Genomic DNA, 23,506 nt, shown 5'->3' with positions numbered 1-23,506 from the left:
TGCCTTTCCGCGGGCGGGCATCGCCGCGCCGTCACCGGGAGATGCGTGCGGCGAATCCGCCGCCGGGAGCCAGGTGCACCTTCAGCCGGCCCGACGGGTCGAGCGCCGCCTTTTCGCGGCGGTAGTCGCGGGCTGCGCGGGCTGCGTTCGGACCGTCGCTGAAACTCTCGACCGTCCACGGGCCCTCTCCGAGGAACGAGAGGTCGAATTCCATGTCGCGGCTCTCCCAGTTCGTCAGGGCGCCCACATACCACACGTCGCCCGAGCGCCGCGCCACGGCGACCTGCTCGCCGACGGCGCCGGCCAGCGGCACGGTTTCGTCCCAGACGGTCGGCACGCCGGCGATGAACTCCAGCGACTCCCGTTCGCGCAGGTAGTTCGAGGGCGAGTCGCTCAGCATGTTGAGCGGCGAGAAGAAGACGACGTATTCGGCCAGCTGGCGGCAGCGCGTGCCCTGGCTCATCGGCTCGCCGTGCACCGGGCGGTAGTTCTCCTTCGAGGCGTTGCGCATGGCCCCCTGCGTGTAGTCCACCGGTCCGGCCGCCATGCGGATGAAGGGCATCGTGACGTCGTAGGTCACCATGTCGGTGGTCGCGGGCGACCATTTCAGGTTCTCGAGACCGAAGACGCCCTCGAAATTCAGCACGTTGGGCCACGTGCGGTTCAGCCCCGCGGGTTTGAACACCCCGTGGAAGTCGAGCACCATGCGGTGGCGGGCGCAGACCTCGGCGGCGCGGTGCAGGAAGCGGACCACCTGCTGGTCGTCGCGGTTCATGTAGTCCACCTTGAAGCCTTTGATGCCCATCTCGGCATAGTGGCGCACGACGCGCTCCATGTCGTTCTCGAAAGGTGCGTGTCCGGCCCAGAGGAGGATGCCCACGTTGCGTTCGCGTCCGTAGGCCACCAGCTCCTCGAGGTCGAGCTCGGGCACGACCTGCATCAGGTCGGCCGGGCCGTTCACCGACCAGCCGTCGTCGATGAGGATGTACTCCAGTCCGCTGCGGGCGGCGAAGTCGATATAGTATTTGTAGGTCCGGGTGTTGATGCCCGCCTCGAAGTCCACGCCGTAGAGGTTCAGCGCGTGCCACCAGTCCCAGGCCACCTGCCCCGGACGGATCCACGACGTGTCGGCGATCTTCGACGGGGCCCCCAGACGGTAGACCATGTCGCTGAGGAGCAGTCCGGCGTCGTCCTTCGTGACGATGGCTATGCGCCACGGGAAGGAGCGCGTGCCGTCGGTCCGGGCGATGAACTTCTCGCGGTCGATGACGATTTGCTGCTGGTTGTTGTAGCCGCTCGGATTCTCGACCGTCCTGGGATAGGTCGCCAGCACGCTCTGCAGTTGCGGCTCGCGGGGCGAGGCGTTCAGGAAGAGGCCGGGGTAGTCGTCGAGGTCGGATTCCGTGAGGAGCATTCGGCGCCCTTCGGGCAGCTCGACCAGCACGGGCAGGAACATCAGCCGCCGCGGATCGAGCCGCGTCATCGGCTCCCGGACGTAGGTGTTCTCGAACGAGTTGGAGAACTGCCATTCGAAATCCTTGAGCTCGAGGCGGTGGACGTAGGGTGCGCGGGTCGTGTAATCTTCGGGGAAGGTGAAGTCCGCCTGCTCGCGTTCGACGACGATCGTTCCCTTCTTTTGGGTGACGAACCGGTAGGCCATGCCGTCGTCGTAGAGGCGGAGCACGAGGCTGTAATCGCCGCGGAACGAGATCGTCAGTTCGTTGTAGTGGTCGCTGACGCGCGCCTTGGTGTAGAACGGGGATTCGATCGTCTCGTCCGCCGAGTGCTTCCGGATGCGGACGACCCGGGGATCGTGTCCCAGCGTTTCGCCTCCGGCGAGCGTCATGGACACGGGCGACGGGGCCAGCACGGTTCGTCCGTCGGCCTCCAGCGAGATGCGGAGGTCGGATCCGACCGTGACGGAGCCTTGCAGTTCGCCGTCGGGCGAGGAGAGCGTGTAGCTTTTCGGGGCCGCGGACGCCGCCGGGGCGCACGCGAGACCGAGCAGAAGGAGCAGCGGTTTGAAAGTCATAGGTGTGCGGGTGGATTGAAGATTGTGTGAAATGATTTTTGTTCGTTCGGGATTTTGTCGGAATTGTTCGCTTTTGATATGGGTTTTGTGTATGTAACTTTACAAAGGTAGTCGAAAAATGTTTTATTTCGGGAATTGTATGGCGTTTTGTCTGAAAATTTTTCGTATGGGGAAGCCGGGCGGCGGGGGCGTCATAGCGGATCGACGGGACCGGCCCCCGGCGGACGGCGGTCCTTTGCGGCCGGGAAAAGGGGCGTTCCGAACCGTTGCCGGCAAATTCATCCGGGCCGGAAAGCGGTGCGTTCGTAATTTTTTCCTATCTTTGAAGGCAAATTACCCGTATATTATGGATTTGATTCGTTTGCGGAGCGAGTTGCAGCGCCTTTCGGAGATCGTCGGCGGCTGGAACGCTCCGGAAGAGATAAGCGCGCTGGAGCGCGATCTGGTGCTCGAAAAATTGCGCGGCCTGTACGACGCGGTGCGTTTCGGCGGGGTTGCGGATGCGCAGCTTGCGGAGGAGCCGGCGCCGGAAGCCGCCTTTCCCATCGACCTGGGCGAGGTGCTCTCGCTCGACCCGGCTGCCGGTGCGGCCGCCGTGCCGGACGACGGACCTGACTTCGGCGGCGTGGCGGCGGAAGAGACTTCCGTTGCCGGGCTTCCGGAGATTCGTCCGGAATCCGCACCGGAGCCTGTCGCTCCCGCTCCGGAATCCGAACCGTTCGCGTCCGACTTTGTGCCGGAGACGGCGCAGTCTGCACCGTTTGCGCCCGGAATCGTTCCGGATGCGGCGTTCGTTCCTGTTCCTGAATCCGTCGCAGCACTTGATCCGGACGGCGATCCGGCCCCCGCCGTTTCTGCGGAGCCGGAAGCTGCGCCGGAGGCGGTTGTCGTGCCGGAGCCGCAGGCTGTTCCGGATCCGGTGGCGGAACCCGAGATCGCGCAGCCGTCCGCCGATTCCGTTTCCGAAGGTCCCGTTTCCGCGGACCCCGTGCCGGCAAGTTCCGGCGATGCCCCGGCGGCCGTTCGTGTTCCGGCGGATTCCGGGGAGGCGGACGCCTCGGGGGATGCCGCGGAAGGCACGTCGCATCCCGTGGCCCCGACGCTGTTCGGATTGGAGGAGGCCACCCTGCGTCACCGGCATAAGCAGCGTGTCATCATGTCGCTCTACGATACGGCGGAGCCTGCGCCGAAACCCGCCCCGCATTCCGTCGCAGGGGCTGCGGCCGCAGCGGCTCCCCGTCCGGATTCGGTACGGGAGAACTCGGCGGGTGCGGCGTTTTTCGCACGTGTCTCCGCGTCGGAGGCCGCGAGAGAGGCTGCGGAGCATCCGGCGGTCGAAGAGCCGGCCGGTCCGTCCGGCGGGGAGTCCGTCGCGGACTTTGCGTCGGCGGCTCCCGGAGCGGTGCTGGGCGACGTGATAAACCACGACGTGCAGACGCTGGCCGACACCATCGCCCCGCCCCGCGACATCGCCTCGGAACTGCGGCGCAGCGAGCCGGTCACCGACCTGCACCGCGCCATCGGAATCAACGACAAGTTCCTCATGATCCGCGATCTGTTCGGCGGCGACGGGGAGGCGTTCGATGCGGCGCTCGATGCGCTCAACGGCTTCGGCGATCTGGACGACTGCATGATCTACATTGCCGAGAACTACGCCTGGAACGCCAATTCCGACGGTGCGAAACTGCTGATGGAGCTGCTGGAACGCAAATTCGCTTGACGGCATGGCAAAACTCTATATCGTGCCGACGCCGATCGGCAATCTGGACGACATCACGCTGCGCGCGGTGAACGTGCTGCGCACGGTCGATTTCATTCTGGCCGAAGATACGCGCACGACGTCGTTTCTCCTGAAACACCTCGGCATCGAGAAGAAGCTCCGGTCGCACCACAAGTTCAACGAACACGCCACGGTCGAGCTGGTCGCCGGGGAGATCGCCGCGGGGCGCGATGCCGCGCTCGTGTCGGACGCCGGGACGCCGGGCATCTCCGACCCGGGGTTCCTTCTGGTGCGCACCTGCGTCGGGGCGGGGATCGAGGTGGAGACGCTGCCCGGCGCCACGGCCTTCGTTCCGGCGCTGGTGCAGAGCGGATTTCCGTGCGACCGGTTCTGCTTCGAGGGGTTCCTGCCCCAGAAGAAGGGGCGGACGAAACACCTGCTCGCACTGGCGGAGGAGGAGCGGACGATGGTCTTCTACGAGTCGCCCTACCGCGTGGTGCGGTGTCTCGAACAGTTCGCCGAGGTGTTCGGCCCCGACCGCGCCGTTTCCGTGTCGCGCGAGCTGACCAAGAAATTCGAACAGACCGTGCGCGGGTCGGTGGCCGAGGTGCTCGGCCATTTCCGCGCGACGGAGCCGCGGGGCGAGTTCGTCATCGTCGTGGCCGGCAAACCCAAATCCCGCAATACCGATAAGTTATGAAGCGGACGGACCTGAACATCGCTCAGCGGATCTGGCTGGAGATACTCTGGCGGATGGCGCGCCTGTTCGCCGCGATGCCCTACTGGTTCAAATTCCATGTCGTCGAAAACCTGCTCTTCTTCGTGCTCTGCTACTGCCTGCGCTACCGGATGCAGGTGGTGCGGCGGAACCTGCGCAACTCCTTCCCCGAGAAGAGCGACGAGGAGCTGGCGGCGATCCGTCGCCGGTTCTACCGCACGCTGGCCGAACTGATCGTCGATACGATCGACCTGGCCCGTCTGACTCCGGACAAGGGGCGCTCCATCCTGCAGGTCGAGGGACTGGAGGAGCACCTGCGGAAGGTCGGGGGCCGCGACTGGATCGCCATGACGGCCCATTTCGGCTGTTGGGAATACTGCTCGTTCTGGGGCTTCTACGCCCCGACGCAGATCGTCGTGGCCGTCTATCATCCGCTGCGGAGCAAGGTCGCCGAGGCGTTGTACCAGCGCCTGCGCAACGGCGACTACGCCACGACCGTCTCGATGAAGGAGAGCCTGCGCTTCTATCTGCGCCACCGCGACAAGGGGTTCCGCGGCAAGAACCTCGTGATGGGGCTCATCGCCGACCAGAATCCTCCGCGCCGTCCCGACAGCCATTGGTTCCGCTTTCTCAATCAGGACACGATCTTTTTCGACGGCGGCGAGAAGCTCGCGCTGCGCTGCCGCCTGCCCGTCTATTTCGTGCGGATGGACCGCTTGCAGCGGGGACGTTACCGCATGTCGTTCGTGCCGCTTTACGACGGCGAGGAGCAGGTCGCGCCCAACGAGATCACCGAACGCTATGTCCGCGAGCTGGAGCGGGTGATCCGCGAACGGCCCGAACTTTGGATGTGGTCGCACCGCCGCTGGAAACACAAACGCATGCCGGATGCCGAACGTTGAGATCGTCATTCTGAACTGGAACGGGGAGGAGCACCTGCGCCGCTTCCTGCCGAGCGTCGTGGCCGCGGCGCCCGAAGGGGTGGGCGTCGTGGTCGCCGACAACGGTTCGACGGACGGTTCCGTCGCCCTGCTCGAGCGGGAATTCCCGTCGGTCGGGGTGGTGCGCCTGGAGCGGAACTACGGCTTTGCCGGCGGGTACAACCGGGCGCTGGAGCGGATCGAAGCGGAATATTTCGTGCTGCTCAACTCCGACGTCGAGACGCCTCCGGGGTGGCTGGAGCCGCTGCTCGACTGCCTGCGCCGTCATCCCGACGTGGCGGTCGTGTCGCCCAAGCTGCTCTCGTTCCGCGACCGCGGCCGCTTCGAGTATGCGGGCGCTTCGGGCGGGTTCATCGACTTTCTGGGGTATCCTTTCTGCCGGGGGCGCATCCTGCGGAGCGTGGAGTGCGACGCGGGGCAGTACGACGATGCGCGCGACGTCTTCTGGGTGAGCGGGGCGGCTTTCTGCTGCCGTGCCGACGTGTTCCGCGCGCTGGGCGGCTTCGATGCCGACTTCTTCGCCCACATGGAGGAGATCGACCTTTGCTGGCGGATGCAACTGGCGGGCTGGCGCGTGCGGGTGGTTCCGGAGAGCCGGGTCTATCACCTCGGCGGCGGCACGCTCGCTACCGACTCTCCGGCCAAGGTCTTCTACAACCACCGCAATGACCTGGCGATGCTCTACAAGTGCGCCTCGCCGTGGCAGCGCGCCGTCGTGGCCGTCGTGCGCCCGGGGCTCGATCTGCTGGCGGCCCTGTCGTATCTGGTGCAGGGGCGTGCGGACAGTTTCCGGGCGGTGTTCCGCGCCTGGCGCGACTTCCTCGGCTGGCACGGGGAGCTGGCCCGCAAGCGGCGCGCGATCCGGGCGTCCCGCAGGGGATCGGCCGCCGCGAATATCTACCGCGGGTCGGTTCTTCTGCGCTATCTGCTGGGACGCCGGACCTTCGGCCGGCTGATGTGATTGCCCGGGTGCGGGATGCTGCCGCCCTGCGGCGGGCCGGGATCGTTTCCGGAGACGGGCCTGCACAAGGAATACGGAATGGCGGCGATCCTTTCGGGTCGCCGCCATTCCGGTTCTTCGGGTCGCGGTGGGGCTACCTGTTGATCTTGGCCCACGAATCCTTGAGCGTCACCGTGCGGTTGAAGACGAGGTGCTCGGGCGTCGAATCGGTGTCGGGGCAGAAGTAGCCCACGCGTTCGAACTGCACGGCCTCTCCCACGGGAACCTCGCGCAGCGAAGGTTCCAGATAGCCCGTGATCCGGACCATCGACTCGGGGTTGAGGTTGTCCTCCCAGGTCTGCCCTTCGTCCACGTCGTCGGGGTTCTCCTTCGTGAAGAGCGGATTGAAGAGCCGGATTTCGGCCTCCACGGCATCTTTGGCCGACACCCAGTGGATGACGCCTTTCACGCGGCGGCCGTCGCTCGACGAACCTCCGCCCGACATCGGGTCGTAGGTGCAGCGCAGTTCGGTGATGTTGCCCGCGTCGTCCTTGACGACCTCCTCGCACTTGATGAGGTACGAATAGCGCAGGCGCACCTCGCCGCCCGGCGAGAGGCGGAAGAACTTCTTGGGCGGATTCTCCATGAAGTCGTCGCGTTCGATCCAGATGACCTTCGAGAAGGGGACCTGCCGCGTGCCGGCCGTCTCGTCCTCGGGGTTGTTTACGGCGGTGAACAGCTCGGTCTGGCCGTCGGGGTAGTTGGTGATCGTCACCTTCAGCGGATTGAGCACGGCCATGCGGCGCTGTGCGACCTTGTTGAGGTCCTCGCGCACGCAGTACTCCAGTTTTCCCAGGTCGATCACGTTGTCGCGCTTGGCCACGCCCACCATTTCGGCGAAGTTGCGCACCGAGGCCGGCGTGTAGCCCTTGCGGCGCAGGGCGCAGATCGTCGGCATGCGGGGGTCGTCCCAGCCCATCACGGCGCCTTCCTGCACCAGTTTGAGCAGTTTGCGCTTCGACATCATCGTATAGGTGAGGTTCAGCCGCGCGAATTCGTACTGGTGCGACGGGTAGATGTCCAGCGCCCGGATGAACCAGTCGTAGAGCGGGCGGTGGACGTCGAATTCGAGCGTGCAGATCGAGTGGGTGATCCGCTCGATCGAGTCGCTCTGTCCGTGGGCGTAGTCATACATCGGGTAGATGCACCACTTGCTGCCCGTGCGGTGGTGTTCGGCGTGGATGATGCGGTACATGATCGGGTCGCGGAAGAGCATGTTCGGATGGGCCATGTCGATCTTCGCGCGCAGCACCTTCGCGCCGTCGGGGAATTCGCCGTTCTTCATACGCTCGAACAGGTCGAGGTTCTCCTCGACCGACCGGTCGCGCCACGGCGAGGGCGTACCCGGCACGGAGACCGTGCCGCGGTTTTCGCGGATCTCCTCCTGCGTCTGGTCGTCCACGTAGGCCAGTCCCTTGCGGATCAGTTCGACGGCCCATGCGTAGAGCTGGTCGAAGTAATCCGAGGCGTAGTGCTCCTCGGCCCACTGGAATCCGAGCCACTGGATGTCGCGCTTGATCGAATCGACGTACTCCACGTCCTCCTTGACGGGGTTCGTGTCGTCGAAGCGCAGGTTGCATCGTCCGCCGTATTTCTTCGCCAGGCCGAAGTTGATGCAGATGCTCTTGGCGTGCCCGATATGCAGGTAGCCGTTCGGTTCGGGCGGGAAACGGGTCTGTACGCGTTTCTCGCCCCGGGCGATCGACTCTTCGATGATCTCTTCGAGGAAGTTCAGCGACTTCTCGCGGGTTTCGTTGGTTTCGCTTGCCATATATCGATATTGCGGTTTTGTGTTGTCGTTCCGGGACCCGGGTCTCTCGGCCGGTCCGGCGTGCGGTCTCTCCCGGGAGGGAGGGCCGGATGCGGCGTGCGGGTCAGTTTCTCTTTCTGCCGATGTCGAACAGCTTCTGGATGTCCACCGAGAGTTTGACCATCTGCTGTGTGCCCGTGCCCGTGCCGTCGTAGTGGAAGACCATGCCCGCTTCGACATGCATCGTGTCGTCGAAGAACTTGCGGTCGTAGCCGATCCACGTGCGGTTGTAGATATGTTCGGTCGTGGAATAGAACCGCTCCCCGGCGTACAGCCCTTCGGGGCCGTAATACTGCCACAGGGGCTGCAGGTTTTCGCCCAGATAGAGGTTGTTCTCGATCTTCACGCCCCAGCGGGTGATCCGCAGGTCGATCTGTCCGCCGCACGGTTTTTTCCAGTCGTGGTCCACGCTGCGGGCGCGCTGCGGGGCGAAGAGCAGTCCGGCCCGGACGTCGAAGTCGAAGAAGGCGTCGAACTCCCAGCCGGCATAGGGATTCACGATCAGGTTGTCCGTCACGTTCTCGTCGAGTTTCGAGCCGGCGAAGTGGAACATCGAGAAGGCGTATCCGAAATAGAATCCGCCGTCGAGCGTGTAGCGTCCGGCCGAGAGGATGCGGAACATTTCGCGCGACTCCTCGGAGTACATGCCCTCCCAGTCGATAGCCATCTCCACGTAGGTCTTTTCGCGCTGCGTCGAGACGTAGCGGCCCAGAAAGCCCGATAGGCGGTTGTGGTAGAACGCCACCGAGTCGCTGACGAGGGCAGGGGAGTAGTCGCCCATCAGCTCCTTGCGGTCGAAGATACCCGCCGCGGCCCGCACGTTCTCGGTCGAGAAGCGGTAGTACATCAGCGGTTTGACGTCGCTCAGAAACGGTTCGCGCGCGCCGTTGTGCTGGCCGAAGTTCTGTAGCATGTCCACGCCGAATACGAGGCGGTTCTTCTCCTGCCATTCGACGCCCACACGGGGCGTGAGGCGGGCGCTGAAGAGCGTCTGCGACTGGTTGAAGTCGTTGTTGGCGTATTCGCGGTTGTCGAAGCGCGTGGCGAAGTCGGCGCCGACGAGGATTTTCTGCGCGCGGAGCCCCCCCCCGGAAAGGCACAGGGCCACGACGAGCGGCAAGAGTTTTCGGATGTGCATAATTTCTTTGCGTTAAGGCCCCAAAATTAGACAAAATATTTTTTATTTGACTACTTTTGACCCCGAAATCATTCATGAAAACCGGGAATGCGTAAAATAACCAACGAGGAGCTGGGCCGCCCGTCGGCCGCCGAATTCGCCGCGATGGAGAAGATGCCCGTCGCGGTGGTGCTCGACAACGTCCGTTCGCTGCAAAACGTGGGGGCCTTTTTCCGCACGTGCGATGCCTTCGCCGCGGAGCGCATCTGCCTGTGCGGCATCACGGCCACGCCGCCCAACCGCGACATCCACAAGACGGCGCTGGGCGCCGAACTGACCGTCGCGTGGAGCTATCACCCCTCCACGGCGGAGTGTCTCGACCGTCTGCGGGCCGCGGGCTGCACGATCCTTGCCGTCGAGCAGGTCGAGGGGGCCGCGATGCTCGACGACTTCCGTCCCGAGCCGGGCGTGCGGTATGCGCTCGTCTTCGGCAACGAGGTCGAGGGCGTGGGGCAGGAGGCGGTCGATCGCTGCGACGGGGCCATCGAGATTCCGCAGGCCGGGACGAAGCATTCGCTCAACGTCTCGGTGTCGGGCGGAGTCGTGCTGTGGAGTTTTTTCCGCCGGATCGGCCCGCGGAGAGGAGGGCATCGGGCGGAGCGCATCCCGGGCGGGGCGAAATAAATTTTGCGTTGTGCCCGCCTTGCGTTATCTTTGCCGCACCTGAAATTTAAATTCTGAAGAAGAAATGTCCGTAGAAAGCAGCCTCCGGGCGGTGACGACCTACCGTCTGACGGAGATGAAACAGCGTGGCGAGAAGATCGCCATGCTCACCTCGTACGATTATTCGATGGCCCGGATCGTCGATGCCGCCGGCGTGGACGTGATCCTCGTGGGCGATTCGGCGGCCAATGTCATGGCCGGTTACGAGACGACGCTTCCCATCACGCTCGACATGATGATCTACCATGCCCGTTCGGTGGTGCGGGCCGTCAGCCGCGCGCTGGTGGTGGTCGATCTTCCCTTCGGCGCCTATCAGGGCAATTCGAAAGTGGCGCTCGACTCGGCCGTGCGCATCATGAAGGAGACCGAGGCCGACGCCGTGAAGATGGAGGGCGGCGAGGAGATTCTCGAATCGGTGCAGCGCATCCTCTCGGCCGGCATTCCCGTCATGGGGCATCTCGGGCTCACGCCGCAGTCGATCCACAAGTTCGGAACCTATACGGTCCGCGCGAAGGAGGAGGCCGAGGCCGCGAAACTCGTGCGCGACGCGCATCTGCTGAGCGACGCGGGGTGTTTCGCCGTCGTGCTCGAGAAGATTCCCGCGGCGCTGGCCGGGCGTGTCACGCGCGAAATTTCCGCGCCGACGATCGGCATCGGGGCCGGCGGCGCGTGCGACGGGCAGGTGCTGGTGATTCACGACATGCTGGGAATCAACAAGGGCTTCTCGCCGCGGTTCCTGCGCCGTTACGCCGACCTGCATACGGTGATGACCGATGCCGTGTCGCAGTATGTCGGCGACGTGAAGTCGGGGGACTTTCCCAACGAGAAGGAGCAGTATTAGCACCGGCTTCTCCGCGTCCGGGGACCGCCGTCCGCCGTGTTCCGCAATACGGACCGCCCCGGCTGCAATTCGTTGCAGCCGGGGCGGTCCGTGAAGAGGGGGGCTGCGGAGGCGTTATTCCAGCATCTCCGCCAGCTTGTCGTAGAACTCCTCGCTCTCGCCGACGAACCGGGCGGCGATGCGCCCTTCGGGGTCGATGACGATTTTTGTGGGGTAGCCCTCGACGGCATACCGGACCGTCACGTCGTCCCCGGGGGCAGCGTTCCGCGGGTTTATGACGTGTACCCACGGCAGTCCGTGCCGTCCGATCGCCTCGCGCCACTTCTCCGGGGTGTCGTTGCAGGCGATGCCCACGATCTCCAGTTTGTCCTTGTAGCGTTCGTAGCACGCCTTCATCCGGGGGAATCCCTTGATGCACCATCCGCACCAGCTTCCCCAGAAGTCGAGCACGACGTATCGTCCGCGCAGCGACGAGAGGGCGAACTCCTTTCCGTCGGCATCCCGGAGCACGAATTCCGGGGCCGGCATGCCGGGGGCGGTTCCGGCTTTCGCAGCTTGCACCTTGCAGTATTTATCGGCCCGGAGCCGCTGGTGGTCTATCAGCGGTTTGAAAATCGAATTGCGGGCTTTTTCTCCCAGTTTGGCGTAATAGTGCTCGAGGCTGTCGAACGGAGCGTATGTCAGATAGTAGGCTGCAACGGGACTGTTCGGATTCGCCATGGCATACTCTGTCCTGCGGAGTCTCTGTCGCTCCGCTATCTGTTCGAACTCACGGAAAATGCGTTCCTGTTCGGCGCGCGGTTTGCCTTCCATGGAGTTTTGCAGGCGGTCCATTTCCACGCTTAATGGAAGGTCTTGCTGTTTGTTTCGGCTGAGTTCCCGGTTAAGGCGTGTCCCTTCGATTGTGCAATTGAATACCGATGAGTCGATCCGTCCCTTCAGTACGACGTGTTCCCCCTTGTCGAGAAACAGCTGAATGTCCGAAGTTCGGGTGAAATATCGCCTTCCGTGGAACGTTTCCAGCAATTGTGCAGGAGATATGATGAATTGGGTGGGGACTTCGACCGGTATATCGAAGGTAAGCCGGCCCTGACGGGCGAGAATCGTGTCATAACGGATCCGACTGTCGAGATCGTCCGATAGATCGGGCATATCGGCTATTTTGCACGATACGACGATCAGCGTGTCGTTCGTCAGCCCTTCGATTCGGCCCGATATGACGGGGCGGCGGGTGCAGGAGGCCGTTGCGGCGGCGAGGAGGAGCAGGGGCAGCAGTTTTTTCATCGTGCGGCGGGTGTTTTCGTCGATCGTAAAGATAGTGAAAAAAGTCCGGTTCGCCGTTTCCGTATTGATAAATTGTTGATAAAAAAACGGCGATCGGCGGCGGGTTTTTGGGTCGTTTCGAAAAAAATGCTTAATTTTGCGAGCAACAAAAATCCACGTTCATTATGTCTTTTATCAATGAAAGGGTTCAGCCCGAAGGACTTACGTTCGACGATGTGCTGCTCGTACCCGCCTATTCGGAAGTGTTGCCGCGAGAGGTCGATATCCGCACCCGTTTCTCGCGAAATATCAGGCTCAACATTCCCATCGTGTCTGCCGCGATGGATACCGTGACCGAAGCACCGCTGGCCATCGCATTGGCTCGCGAAGGCGGTATCGGAGTGATCCACAAGAACATGTCCATCGCCGAGCAGGCCGCGCAGGTCCGCCGCGTGAAACGCGCCGAGAACGGCATGATCTACGACCCGGTGACCATCTCGAAGGAGAACACCGTGGGCGACGCCCTGAATCTGATGAAGGAGAACCGCATCGGCGGCATTCCCGTCGTGGACGGCGCGCGGAAGCTGATCGGCATCGTCACCAACCGCGACCTGCGTTTCCAGCGCGACATGTCGCGCAAGATCGCCGAGGTGATGACCCCCGGCGACCGCCTTATCACCACGCACAACTCCGCGCTGGAGCATGCTTCGGAGGTGCTGCTGAACAACAAGATCGAAAAACTCCCCGTCGTGGACGACGAAGGCCGTCTGGTGGGGCTCATCACCTATAAGGACATCACCAAGGTGCAGGATCATCCCAACGCCTGCAAGGATGCGAAGGGCCGTCTGCGCGTGGCCGCAGGCGTCGGCATCACGCCCGATGCGATGGAACGCGTCGCGGCGCTCGTGGCCGAGGACGTGGACGCCGTGGTGCTCGACTCGGCGCACGGCCACTCGTTCAATATCGTGCGGAAGCTCCAGGAGATCAAGGCCGCCTATCCGTCGCTCGACGTCGTGGTGGGCAACATCGCCACGGCCGAGGCGGCGCGGTTCCTGATCGACAACGGCGCCGACGGCATCAAGGTCGGCATCGGGCCGGGTTCGATCTGCACGACGCGCATCATCGCCGGCGTGGGCGTTCCGCAACTGTCGGCCATCTACGCCGCGGCCTCCGAGGCGAAGGGCTCGGGCGTCCCGGTGATCGCCGACGGCGGTCTGCGCTATTCGGGCGACATCGTCAAGGCGCTGGCCGCGGGCGGCGACTGCGTGATGATCGGTTCCATGTTCGCCGGCACGGAGGAGGCTCCGGGCGAGACGATCATCTACAACGGCCGCAAGTTCAAGACCTACCGCGGCATGGGGTCGATCGACGCCATGAAGGCCGGTTCGGCCGACCGCTATTTCCAGAAAGGGTGCGAGGGCAACATCAACAAGCTCGTGCCGGAGGGTATCGTGGCGCGCGTGCCGTTCAAGGGTACGCTGAGCGAGACGGTCTTCCAGCTCATCGGCGGCATCCGTTCGGGCATGGGATACTGCGGCTCGCCGACCATCGCGGCGCTGCAAACCGCGAAATTCATCCGCATCACGTCGAACGGCGTCGTCGAGAACCACCCGCACGACGTGACGATCACGAGCGAGGCCCCGAACTATTCGAGCGAACGGTAGGGGCGTGGCGGGCCGCAGACCGGTATTTCCCGGGTGGGGATGGGACGCGGCCCTTGCTGTCCCGCGGCGTCGCCGGCCGTATGGTGCGTGACCGACGTCCGCAGGGCGGGAATCGTCGCCCGGGGAACGGGAGCCGCCGCTGCGGCGGAGTTCCGCTTTCCGGCCTCCGGCGCGGAAGAGCAACGAAACGCAAACGATAAACTTCGAACATAGAATGCAGGAAAAAATCATCATTCTCGACTTCGGGTCGCAGTACACGCAGCTCATCGCGCGGCGTGTGCGCGAGCTGAACGTCTATTGCGAGATCCACCCCTTCAACCGGATTCCGGCGATCGACTCGTCGGTGCGGGGCGTGATTCTCTCGGGCAGCCCCTTCTCGGTGCGCGATGCCCAGGCCCCGACGCCCGATCTTTCGGCGATCAGGGGCAGGCTGCCGCTGCTGGGCGTCTGCTACGGCGCGCAGTACCTTGCGCACGCCTTCGGCGGCGAGGTGCAGCCCGCTCCCAGCCGCGAGTACGGCCGTGCGATGCTCACCGTGGGCGACGCGCAGGACCCGCTGATGCGCGATCTTCCGGCGACGACGCAGGTGTGGATGTCGCACGGCGACACGATCACGCGCGTTCCCGAAGGGTACGGGATCGTCGCTTCGACGGAGGACGTCCGCGTGGCGGCCTACCGGATCGGCGGCGAGCGGACATGGGGCATTCAGTTCCACCCCGAGGTCTATCACTCGACCGACGGCAAACAGCTGCTGAAGAATTTCGTCGTCGGCATCTGCGGATGCGCGCAGTCGTGGACTTCGGAGAGCTTCGTGGAGTCCACCGTACGCGAGCTGCGCGAGAAGCTGGGCGACGACCGCGTGGTGCTGGGCCTTTCGGGCGGCGTCGATTCGACGGTGGCCGCCGTGCTGCTGCACCGGGCCATCGGCCGCAACCTCTACTGCATCTTCGTCGATTCGGGCCTGCTGCGCAAGAACGAGTTCGACGAGGTGCTCGAATCCTACAGGGACATGGGCCTGAACGTCAAGGGCGTGAAGGCCGGGGAGAAGTTCCTCGCCGATCTGGCGGGCGTTTCGGAGCCCGAGCGGAAGCGCAAGATCATCGGCCGCGACTTCGTGGAGGTGTTCAACGAGGAGGCGCAGCGGATCGAGGACGTGCGGTGGTTGGCGCAGGGGACGATCTATCCCGACGTGATCGAGTCGTGTTCGGTGAACGGTCCTTCGGCCACGATCAAGTCGCATCACAACGTGGGCGGTCTTCCGGAAAAGATGAATCTGAAGATCGTCGAGCCGCTGCGGTTGCTCTTCAAGGACGAAGTGCGCCGCGTGGGGCGTTCGCTCGGCATTTCCGAGCGGCTCATCGGGCGGCATCCCTTCCCCGGACCGGGACTGGCGATCCGCATTCTGGGCGACGTCACGGCCGGGAAGGTCGAGATTCTGCAGAACGTGGACCGAATCTATATCGACGCCCTGCGTGCCGCCGGACTTTACGACAAGGTGTGGCAGGCGGGAGCCATCCTCCTGCCGGTCAAGAGCGTCGGCGTGATGGGCGACGAGCGGACCTACGAGAGTTGCGTCGCCCTGCGGGCCGTGACCTCCACGGACGGCATGACGGCCGACTGGGTGCATCTGCCCTACGAATTCCTCGCCGACGTGTCGAACGAAATCATCAACAAGGTCCGCGGCGTGAACCGCGTGGTTTACGACATCTCCTCCAAGCCGCCCGCCACGATCGAGTGGGAGTAGCGGATTTTCCCTCATGCCGGGGAGTTCCCCCGAGTCCGGCCGCCCCAGCCGCAACATTCTGCGGCTGGGGCGGTTTCCGTCCGGCATCCGGCCCTTGCCGTACTCGTCTCTCGTTGGCTCCGTCTCCCGGTGCGTTCGTCTTCCGGCGTCTCCTTTCCTCGGCGATATGTCCTTCGCTCTCCGAGGTTTCGGCGGATTTCCGCGGCCGAGGCCGATTTGCTTTTCTGCCCGGAGGGCGTTATCTTTGCCGCGCAAAGAGTTTTTTCAGAAAATGACCGATTTCGCAGCCATAGATTTCGAGACGGCCAACGGCCGCCGCACGAGCGTCTGCTCGGTGGGCGTGGTGGTCGTGCGGGGCGGCGAGGTCGTGGATACGTTTTACAGCCTGATTCGTCCGCGGCCCAATTTTTACAGCCGTTTCACGACGGCCATCCACGGCCTGAGGTACGAGGATACGGCCGATGCGCCCGATTTCGCGGAGGTGTGGCGGCAGGTCGCGCCCCGCATCGAGGGGCTTCCGCTCGTGGCGCACAACTCGCCTTTCGACGAGGGCTGTCTGCGTGCCGTCTTCGAGCTGTACGGCATGCCCTATCCCGGTTACCGTTTCGTCTGCACGTGCCGGGCGGCGCGCCGCGTCTTCGGCCGCAGCCTGCCCGACCACCGGTTGCACACCGTCTCGGCCGCCTGCGGCTTCGACCTTACGCACCATCATCACGCGCTGGCCGATGCCGAGGCCTGCGCCCGGATCGCGCTGAAGATCCTCTGACCGGAGCGATCATTGCGGAACGACGGGAAAACGACCCCGCCGGATTTGTCCTGCGTTACAGGCCGAGTTCGAGCTGGAAGCGGATTTCCCAGCGGTTGTAGTCCGCTGCGGAACGGCTGCGGTGGTTGTAGGAGGCGTCTGCCTGCACCTTGAGACTGTGTCCGATGATATAGCGGGTCACGGCCACCGAGGTCTGGTTCCAGCGTTCGTATCCGGCGTAGGGGCGGACCTCCGCGTCGGGAAAGAGCGTCGAGTTGCGCAGCGCGACCTCCCATTTGCTGCCGAACAGGTAGCTGGTTTGCACGTTGAGGCCGCAGCCGTCGTAGATGAAGGCGTTGCGGTCCGTATCGAAGAGCGGGTCGCCGCTCGTGCGGCCCATGAAATCGGTGTAGAAGGCGAATCCGCGGTATTTGAGGATGAAATCCACGAAGTAGGAGCCGATGTTCCGCGTGGCGCCGTCGGGCATCAGGGTGCCGCGCTGGCCAGAGAGGCGTGCGGCCTTGTGGTTGTAGGAGTAGGCTCCGGCCAGCAGGATGCGCACCCGCTCCTCGTGGTCGAAATCGCCCTCCAGCAGGTCGCCCTTCGCTCCGAAGCGTCCCAGCGGGTACAGCTCCACGCGCCCCGTGTAGGCCAGGCCGCCGCCCGACGAGGAACCCCAGTTGCGTCCTTCGCCCAGCGTGACGGAGGCTTTGGCCGAGAGGTTGAATCCTTCGCCCCGGAGCGGGTTGTATTCGCCGAAGAGACCGAAGTCGCGGTCGAGGTTGAATTCGCTGTTCACGATGCTGCGATCGACGAACTGAAGGGCGCTCGACGAATTGATGCGCGCGCGGTTGGCCTTGATCTTCGTCTGTCCGAATCCGATGTTCCATGCGGCGTTGGGCACGTAGTAGACGATGGCGTCGCGCACGATGTTCGTCGAACCGTTCGGGAGCGTCTCGGCGTCGTAGCCGGTGAATCCCAACTGCACGGAGTAAACCAGTTTCGGGGAGTAGATGTAGCCGTCGAACCGCAGGCGCAGCCGCTTGACGCGGGCGTCGGTTTTCGTCAGCGTGAAGTCTTCGTCGAACGAGAGCGCCAGAAGATTCTGCATTCTGAAACGCATCGTCAGTTCGAACCAGTCGTTTTTCGGCCGGAACGTGATGCCCCTGCCCACTTCGAGGTTGGGCATGTTGCGGAGCCGTTCGAGCAGCCCGGCGTCCGTCGCGGCGTCCGTGCGGAGCGAATCGGCCGTGCCGAATGCGGTACGCCGCAGCAGGGAGGCTTCCTGAGCCGGGCTTTTCGGCAGGGTGGTTTCCTGCGCCGCGGCGAATGGGGAGGCCGCGAGGAGAAGGAGCGTGGCGAGTCTTTTCATCTTGTTCTGTCTGTCGGTTCGTGTGTCGTTCGGGCCGTGTCCGGATCCGGGCCGGGAACAAAGATACGAAAAAGCCCGGATCGGCGCCGCAAGTTCCGAACCGAATCTGAAAGGATTCTGAAATGTGCCTTCCGGGCATCGGATTCGCGCGCTTTGCGCGGGCTGGGCCGGACAATAAATTCCGTTTCGGACCGTTCTGTTATAATAAAGACAGTTTATACGGTTTGCGCCGGCAGTCGGACGTGTTCCGCGGCGGTGTGGAACCGGATAGGCCGAATAAAACACATATCGTTATGAGTACAGTAAAATTCAAGGGTTCGCCGGTGAACCTTGCCGGCGAATTCATCCGCGAGGGTGTCGCCGCCCCCGATTTCGAACTGGTCAAGACCGACCTCACACCGCTCCGCCTCTCCGATCTGAAGGGACGCCGCGTGGTGCTCAATATTTTCCCGAGCCTCGATACGGGCGTCTGCGCCGCTTTGGTGCGGCGGTTCAACAAACTGGCCGCCTCGCTGCCCGATACGGTCGTCGTGGCCGTGTCGAAGGACCTGCCGTTCGCCCATGCCCGTTTCTGCACGACCGAGGGAATCGAGAACGTCGTTCCGGCGTCGGACTTCCGCGCCTCGGGATTCGACGCGGCCTACGGCGTCGCGATGGCCGACGGTCCGCTGAAGGGGCTGCTGGCGCGCGCCGTGGTGGTGATCGACCGCGAGGGAAAGGTGGTCTATGCGCAACTGGTTCCGGAGATTACCGAGGAGCCCGACTACGACGGAGCGGCGGAGGCCGTCCGGACGCACTGATTCGCGGTCGGAGCCGAGGTCTCCGGGACTGCGGATGTTCCGCGAGGAGAAGCGACGGTCCGAACCGTCGCTTCTCCTTTTTTGCGTCCGGCGGTCTTCGGCGCCGAAAACGGGAAATATTTTTGGAAACGGCGGCAAATTCGTATCTTTGGATTCTCATTATCGAACCTACTATGAAGAAGACCTTACTTGCATTGGCATTGGGAACGTTGTTCCTCGACGCTTCGGCCCAGGAACTGACCGGAGCGGACCTGAAAGAGATCGCCTCCTCCTTCGTGAAGGACGGCCCCACCACGGCGTTGCAGAATGCGCTGACGGCGGAGGCGAACCTGCGGAAGCTGGCCCTGAACCGCAACCTGCAGGGGAAGATCGACCATTATTTCAAATACCGGGTCGAGGTGAAGGGCATCACCGACCAGAAACAGTCCGGGCGGTGCTGGATGTTCACCTCGATGAACGTGCTGCGTCCGTCGGTCATGGAGCGGTTCGGCCTTTCGGAGTTCGATTTCTCGCACAACTACAACTACTTCTGGGACATGTTCGAGAAGAGCAATCTCTTCCTCGAGAACGCCGTTGCGACGGCCGACCGGCCGATGACCGACCGCGACGTGGAGTTTTTCTTCAAGACGCCGGTGGGCGACGGCGGCGTGTGGAACCTCTTCTACAACGTGGCCGAAAAGTACGGCGTCGTGCCGCGCGAGGTGATGCCCGAAACGGCCCATTCGAACAATACGACCTACCTAAGGTCGGTGCTCAACGAGCGGCTGCGGGCCGGCGGGTATGAACTGCGCGGTCTGGCAGCCTCCGGAGCGGACCGGGCGAAGATCGCCGCGGCGAAGATCGCCGTGCTGAAGGAGGTTTACCGCGTGCTGGCGCTCTGCCTGGGCGAGCCGCCCGCCGGGTTCGAATGGCGTTACGAGACGCGTGACGGCGAAGTGAAGACGCTGCGCACCACGCCGCTGGAGTTCTACCGCAGCATCGTTCCCGCGGACTATGCCCCCGATTCCTACATTATGATTATGAACGACCCGACGCGCGAATATTACAAGGTGTACGAGATCCGGAACTACCGCAACACCTACGAAGGCGTGAACTGGGTCTATCTGAACCTGCCCAACGAGGCGATCAAGCGTGCCGCGATCGCCTCGATCAAGGCCGGCGAGGCGATGTACGCCTCCTGCGACGTGGCGGACTACGATCCGGTTTCGGGCGTCTGCGATCCCGCGATGTACGACTACGGGTCGATGTTCGGCATCGACCTTGCGATGGACAAGAAGGCGCGCATCCTCACGCGGCAGAGCGGTTCGGCGCACGCCATGGCGCTGATCGCCGTGGATACCGACGACAACGACGTGCCCCTGAAGTGGCAGTTCGAGAACAGTTGGGGCCCCTCGGCCGGGCACGAAGGGTATATGACCTTCACGGACGAGTGGTTCGACGAATACATGTTCCGCATCGTCATCAACCGGAAATACCTCGATGCGAAATCGCTCGAAGCGGCCGGTACGAAGCCCGAGCAGCTTCCCGCGTGGGACTACATGTTCTGATCCGCGGCCGGAGAGCCGTTACGGACCCGCCTTCCCGTCTTCCGGAAGGCGGGTCCTCCGTTCCCGGAGCGTTCCGGCCCCTGCGCTTCTCGGACGCGACGGCCGGTCCGGGAACGCTTCGCGGGGAGGATGCCGCGTGCGTCGCCGTTCCGCCGTTACGAACCGGAGCGACCGGAAACGAGGCGAAAACGCTCGGTCTGACCGTGGCGGCGGATTGTCCGGATATTCGAGATTCATTCTCAAAACGGAAGGGACCGTTTTCGGTCCCTTCCTCCTGCAATGAGTCGCGTCACTGCCCCTCCTTTGTCAAGGAGGGCTCTTTATCGTTTGCAGGGTGCGGAGAGCTGTCGGACGGAAAACGTCTGCATCCGGCGGAAAGCACGGGAAATTCAATTCGCGGAAAAGCGTCGAGTCCGACGGTACACGGCAGGTATGAATATTTCGGGACCGCAGGTACGTCGGAAAAGAGAAATGATCGCAGAAAAACACTACCGCAGCCGACGGCGTGCGTAGAGAGAGAAATCCGATATCTATTCATAACTCCGGCATTTATTTTGAGTCGTACGTTTTCAAAATAGGTGCGCGGCACTTTCACAATTAGCAGAGACCGATCAACTAAATGCAATAACCACTTTGGTCAAGGGCCGCGCACTATGTGCACGCACCTCGACTGTTTATCAATGGCTATTACGATATTCAGCGGTCTCTGCTAAGATAAACAGCTTGGACTGCGTATCTTTCGTCTCTCAAAAATAGGAATTTTTAGGCATCGGTACAAATAATTTGCAAGAAAATATTTATATGAAGAGTGACTGTCTGAAATAAGGTCGGATTGCCCTTTGTCCGATAAGGCGTTGGGTTCGCTGGTCCCACGACTGCGGAGGGAATCCGACCATGCTGACTGGGAACCGAACGGAATTTCCGCTGATGGTGATACGCCTCATGATGTGTACACCGCCGTTTGTCCGGGGGAGATCCTTTTCGGGTAGGAGAAAATTTCGAAAGAGCTTTTCAAGACGGCGACATTTTTGGTCTGGTCGATGCTCCCATGACGAAGAACCGGCCTTTCAGGAAATCCCGTTCGGAGTGTTTCAGCAGGTCCTGTGCCGGGTCGGAAACATGGACCCGCCATACGGACGATGAAATGCCGCCGGTACCAATGCGCGATGCGCGGCAGCGGCACGACCTTGCGCAGTCGCAGCCTCGCGAGCTTCGCAGAGGCCGTCCGCAGGCCGATGCTTTCGGCCGCGTCGCGGATACCCGACTGCACATTACGTAAAGCGATCTTCGTGTATTTGCACGCTTGTCTGTTTCCACACGCTCCTTACCCGTCGCTTGACATGCTTTTCCGGCACGGGCTTCGGCCGGACAACCTGCTTCAAGTGTGGTCGGGGACGGACCGTAACAAACCGAACCGATTGTATCGGCGCGCAACCTGCACAATTTAGGCCGGGGGCGTATTGCGATAACGAGAACCGACGGTCGTCATGTGCGTTATCGTGGTAAAATCCGTATCACCCTTCACCATCTTTGACGTTTGATTGGCAAGATGGGCGATCGCTTCTTTTTCAATTGAAGTTTTTTCATTGCGGTTGTTTTTGAGTTAGCGTTATCCCTACTCTTTTGAAGATTTTCGGGTTCCTCTTTTTGAATTATTGTATCATGTGCGATGCCGAGGTATTGCGGATGAAAATCAGGTAGTCGAACATGTCGGAAATCTGCGTATTATAGAATATCTCAGGAGTTGCTCCGACTTCTCTGAATTCCAGATTGCCGAGCCATTGCAGGCAGGAGGAGTCCTCTTCGCGCATTTTTTTCAAGTCCAGAATAAACAGCGGTTCGTCCAGTTGTCCGAGCACGTATTCGAGTGTGCCGGGATGCGCTTTGGGAAGTTCAAAGGATTGCAGTCCGTTTTTCCAGGCCGTGTATGAACCTTCGTATCCGACGAATCCGAAGGTTCGGTAATCGTCGCCGATACTTTTTTTGAGAAAGCCTCCCATCGAACGATGCAATATATCTACTTGCTTCAAACAATTGATATGCGCATTGTGCGCCCAAACTACGGCTTTAGACCCCGGATTGTTCTGCAATATCCACAACAGATTGTCGGCCATGCCGCGGTCACGCCAGTCGGGATCTTCTTTCTGGCTCAGGAACTGATGCAATAAATCGATATTCTGTAAGGCCCAGACTCTCTGCATCGGTGGCCGGTTTTTCGCCTCTATCCGTGTCTTCAGTTCTTCGAGGTCGGAGTCTATGTCTTCAGCCAGTTCTCCATCGATCCGGAACGGACGGGGGTAAATGCGATGCAGCTTATCCTTGATTTGCTTCACAAGGTTTTTATCGGACGGATTTTTCTCGAAAATGGTCTGCAACTGGAGTATCGGGCCATTGTAGTTTTGCATGTCCACTCCCGTAAACGTAATTCGGGGTTCGGATGCGTTGAATGCTTTCATCCATTCGATCATGTTCAGCATTTCATAGGTTCTCCACGGCCACATGTATATTCCGATTAACAATCGTATCGGGTTGTCAATGCCTCCGACGGTATAGTTGTTCAACTGATAGCATTCGGGCATGTTGGCTTCCAGCGCGAAAATATCGAATCCGCAGTTTTCTGCCAGATAGCGGATGATCCGGTCCTTCATTTTGAACACTTCGCTCGTTCCGTGCGTATTCTCTCCGAGCCCGACCGCCCTGCATTCTCCGACCAGTTGTCGGAGAATGTCGAGGTCCTGCGTGTCCCCGCCGTCCGGTTCGCAGGTCCGCAGCGGATAGACGTATCGGCGCAGCTCTTTTTTCTCCCTGTCGGATAATTCCGTTTTCGGAGCCGGAATTGCTTTGTCTTCGTATCTTACGCCGTCGATTCTGAGTTCGATATTGTCGAACCACGCAGTACCCTTGCCGGTAACGAAGCCGGCAATCAGGACATAAGGGACATCCTTGTCGATCGTCTGCCGAACGGTATGGCGTGTCCACTCGGACATGCCGCGAACCCCTCCGACCGTATCTATCCGCCCGAAAAGATCGGGGTCGTACTTCTCTGGATTATAGGGGAATATGCCATATCCGGCACACACGTTCACGCTGTCCTTCGTCTTGACCCATCCGCTGATTTCGAGTTCTTTACCTGCGACTAATTCGCCCGGCAGAATATTCTGGAACCCGCCCCAGACGGTCATGGTCGGCCCTTCTTGCCATCGGGCACGGAGGCTTGCCTCTCCATGCTGTTTCACTTGCTTGTCAAGCGAGAGAACGTACCCTGTAGCCGAAGAATTTCGGAATATCCATTGCGTCGGCACGGAGTCGTTCTTGGCATACTCGAAATCGAGGTTGTACTCCGTCGAATAAATCGGCGGCCGGGTGCAACCGGCACAGAAAAGCAATACCGACACGAAACTTATCTTCAAATATGATTTGTTCATGACAAGAAAATGTACTTAATACTTGAAATTATAACAAGCCTTTT

At 61.9% G+C, this 23,506-nt stretch carries 17 protein-coding genes; 11 read left to right on the top strand and 6 right to left on the bottom strand.

Going from position 1 to position 23,506, the window contains the following annotated elements:
• Positions 1–31: 31 nt before the first annotated feature.
• Positions 32–2,032 carry a glycoside hydrolase family 97 protein gene (locus KB554_RS05465; protein WP_211035138.1) on the bottom strand — a complete coding sequence of 667 codons (2,001 nt, stop codon included), beginning with the start codon at positions 2,030–2,032 and terminating at the stop codon, positions 32–34.
• Positions 2,033–2,378: 346 nt separating this feature from the next.
• Between KB554_RS05465 and KB554_RS05460 the strand changes: the two genes are divergently transcribed.
• The 4 genes from KB554_RS05460 to KB554_RS05445 are packed head-to-tail and all read left to right on the top strand — an operon-like array spanning position 2,379 to position 6,372.
• Complete coding sequence (locus tag KB554_RS05460; protein WP_211035137.1) at positions 2,379–3,752, top strand: hypothetical protein; 1,374 nt, start codon at positions 2,379–2,381, stop codon at positions 3,750–3,752.
• 4 nt (positions 3,753–3,756) lie between these two features.
• A complete protein-coding gene (rsmI, locus tag KB554_RS05455; RefSeq protein WP_141427576.1) occupies positions 3,757–4,452 on the top strand; it encodes a 16S rRNA (cytidine(1402)-2'-O)-methyltransferase in 696 nt (231 codons plus the stop codon).
• Entirely contained in the window at positions 4,449–5,372 is a 924-nt protein-coding gene (locus KB554_RS05450; RefSeq protein WP_141427574.1) for a lysophospholipid acyltransferase family protein, read from the top strand. Before rsmI ends, KB554_RS05450 begins: the two co-directional genes overlap by 4 nt.
• On the top strand, positions 5,359–6,372 hold the full coding sequence (locus KB554_RS05445; RefSeq protein WP_211035136.1) for a glycosyltransferase family 2 protein: 1,014 nt from the start codon (positions 5,359–5,361) through the stop codon (positions 6,370–6,372). The genes KB554_RS05450 and KB554_RS05445 overlap by 14 nt, the downstream gene beginning before the upstream one ends.
• Before the next feature lie 133 nt (positions 6,373–6,505).
• Here the strand turns inward: KB554_RS05445 and KB554_RS05440 are convergent, their stop codons facing one another.
• Together KB554_RS05440 and KB554_RS05435 are read right to left on the bottom strand one after the other, a co-directional pair.
• Positions 6,506–8,182 carry a glutamine--tRNA ligase/YqeY domain fusion protein gene (locus KB554_RS05440; protein WP_211035135.1) on the bottom strand — a complete coding sequence of 559 codons (1,677 nt, stop codon included), beginning with the start codon at positions 8,180–8,182 and terminating at the stop codon, positions 6,506–6,508.
• A 103-nt stretch (positions 8,183–8,285) separates the two neighbouring features.
• Positions 8,286–9,359, bottom strand: coding sequence for a hypothetical protein (locus KB554_RS05435; RefSeq protein ID WP_141427569.1), 1,074 nt, complete (start codon positions 9,357–9,359; stop codon positions 8,286–8,288).
• A gap of 87 nt (positions 9,360–9,446) precedes the next feature.
• Here KB554_RS05435 and KB554_RS05430 point away from each other — a divergent pair, with 87 nt between their 5' ends.
• Complete coding sequence (locus tag KB554_RS05430; protein WP_141427567.1) at positions 9,447–10,022, top strand: RNA methyltransferase; 576 nt, start codon at positions 9,447–9,449, stop codon at positions 10,020–10,022.
• Positions 10,023–10,086: 64 nt separating this feature from the next.
• Positions 10,087–10,902 (top strand): 3-methyl-2-oxobutanoate hydroxymethyltransferase, encoded by an 816-nt coding sequence (gene panB, locus KB554_RS05425; RefSeq protein ID WP_141427565.1) that lies wholly within the window; start codon positions 10,087–10,089, stop codon positions 10,900–10,902.
• A 114-nt stretch (positions 10,903–11,016) separates the two neighbouring features.
• On the opposite strand, the gene KB554_RS05420 is transcribed toward panB, so the two are convergent.
• Positions 11,017–12,186: a TlpA disulfide reductase family protein gene (locus KB554_RS05420; protein WP_211035134.1), complete on the bottom strand. Its 1,170-nt coding sequence runs from the start codon at positions 12,184–12,186 to the stop codon at positions 11,017–11,019.
• 164 nt (positions 12,187–12,350) lie between these two features.
• Here KB554_RS05420 and guaB point away from each other — a divergent pair, with 164 nt between their 5' ends.
• The 3 genes from guaB (at position 12,351) to KB554_RS05405 (ending at position 16,339) form a co-directional block, all read left to right on the top strand.
• Positions 12,351–13,829 (top strand): IMP dehydrogenase, encoded by a 1,479-nt coding sequence (gene guaB / locus KB554_RS05415; protein WP_141427561.1) that lies wholly within the window; start codon positions 12,351–12,353, stop codon positions 13,827–13,829.
• A 214-nt stretch (positions 13,830–14,043) separates the two neighbouring features.
• Complete coding sequence (guaA, locus tag KB554_RS05410; RefSeq protein WP_141427559.1) at positions 14,044–15,573, top strand: glutamine-hydrolyzing GMP synthase; 1,530 nt, start codon at positions 14,044–14,046, stop codon at positions 15,571–15,573.
• 271 nt (positions 15,574–15,844) lie between these two features.
• Positions 15,845–16,339 carry a 3'-5' exonuclease gene (locus KB554_RS05405; RefSeq protein WP_211035133.1) on the top strand — a complete coding sequence of 165 codons (495 nt, stop codon included), beginning with the start codon at positions 15,845–15,847 and terminating at the stop codon, positions 16,337–16,339.
• Between the two features lie 55 nt (positions 16,340–16,394).
• Here the strand turns inward: KB554_RS05405 and KB554_RS05400 are convergent, their stop codons facing one another.
• A complete protein-coding gene (locus KB554_RS05400) occupies positions 16,395–17,690 on the bottom strand; it encodes a porin (RefSeq protein ID WP_211035132.1) in 1,296 nt (431 codons plus the stop codon).
• Positions 17,691–17,983: 293 nt separating this feature from the next.
• On the opposite strand from KB554_RS05400, the gene tpx reads away from it, so the two are divergent.
• Positions 17,984–18,490, top strand: a complete 507-nt coding sequence (gene tpx, locus KB554_RS05395) for a thiol peroxidase (protein ID WP_211035131.1) — start codon at positions 17,984–17,986, stop codon at positions 18,488–18,490.
• Positions 18,491–18,663: 173 nt separating this feature from the next.
• On the top strand, positions 18,664–20,037 hold the full coding sequence (locus KB554_RS05390) for a C1 family peptidase (protein WP_211035130.1): 1,374 nt from the start codon (positions 18,664–18,666) through the stop codon (positions 20,035–20,037).
• Positions 20,038–21,689: 1,652 nt separating this feature from the next.
• Here the strand turns inward: KB554_RS05390 and KB554_RS05385 are convergent.
• A complete protein-coding gene (locus KB554_RS05385) occupies positions 21,690–23,462 on the bottom strand; it encodes an erythromycin esterase family protein (RefSeq protein ID WP_211035129.1) in 1,773 nt (590 codons plus the stop codon).
• Positions 23,463–23,506: the final 44 nt, after the last annotated feature.

Source organism: Alistipes sp. Marseille-P2263, from assembly GCF_018101075.1.
Taxonomy (GTDB): Bacteria; Bacteroidota; Bacteroidia; order Bacteroidales; family Rikenellaceae; genus Alistipes; species Alistipes dispar.
Note: the sequence above shows the minus strand (reverse complement) of the source record. Positions and strands in the feature narration are given on the sequence as shown.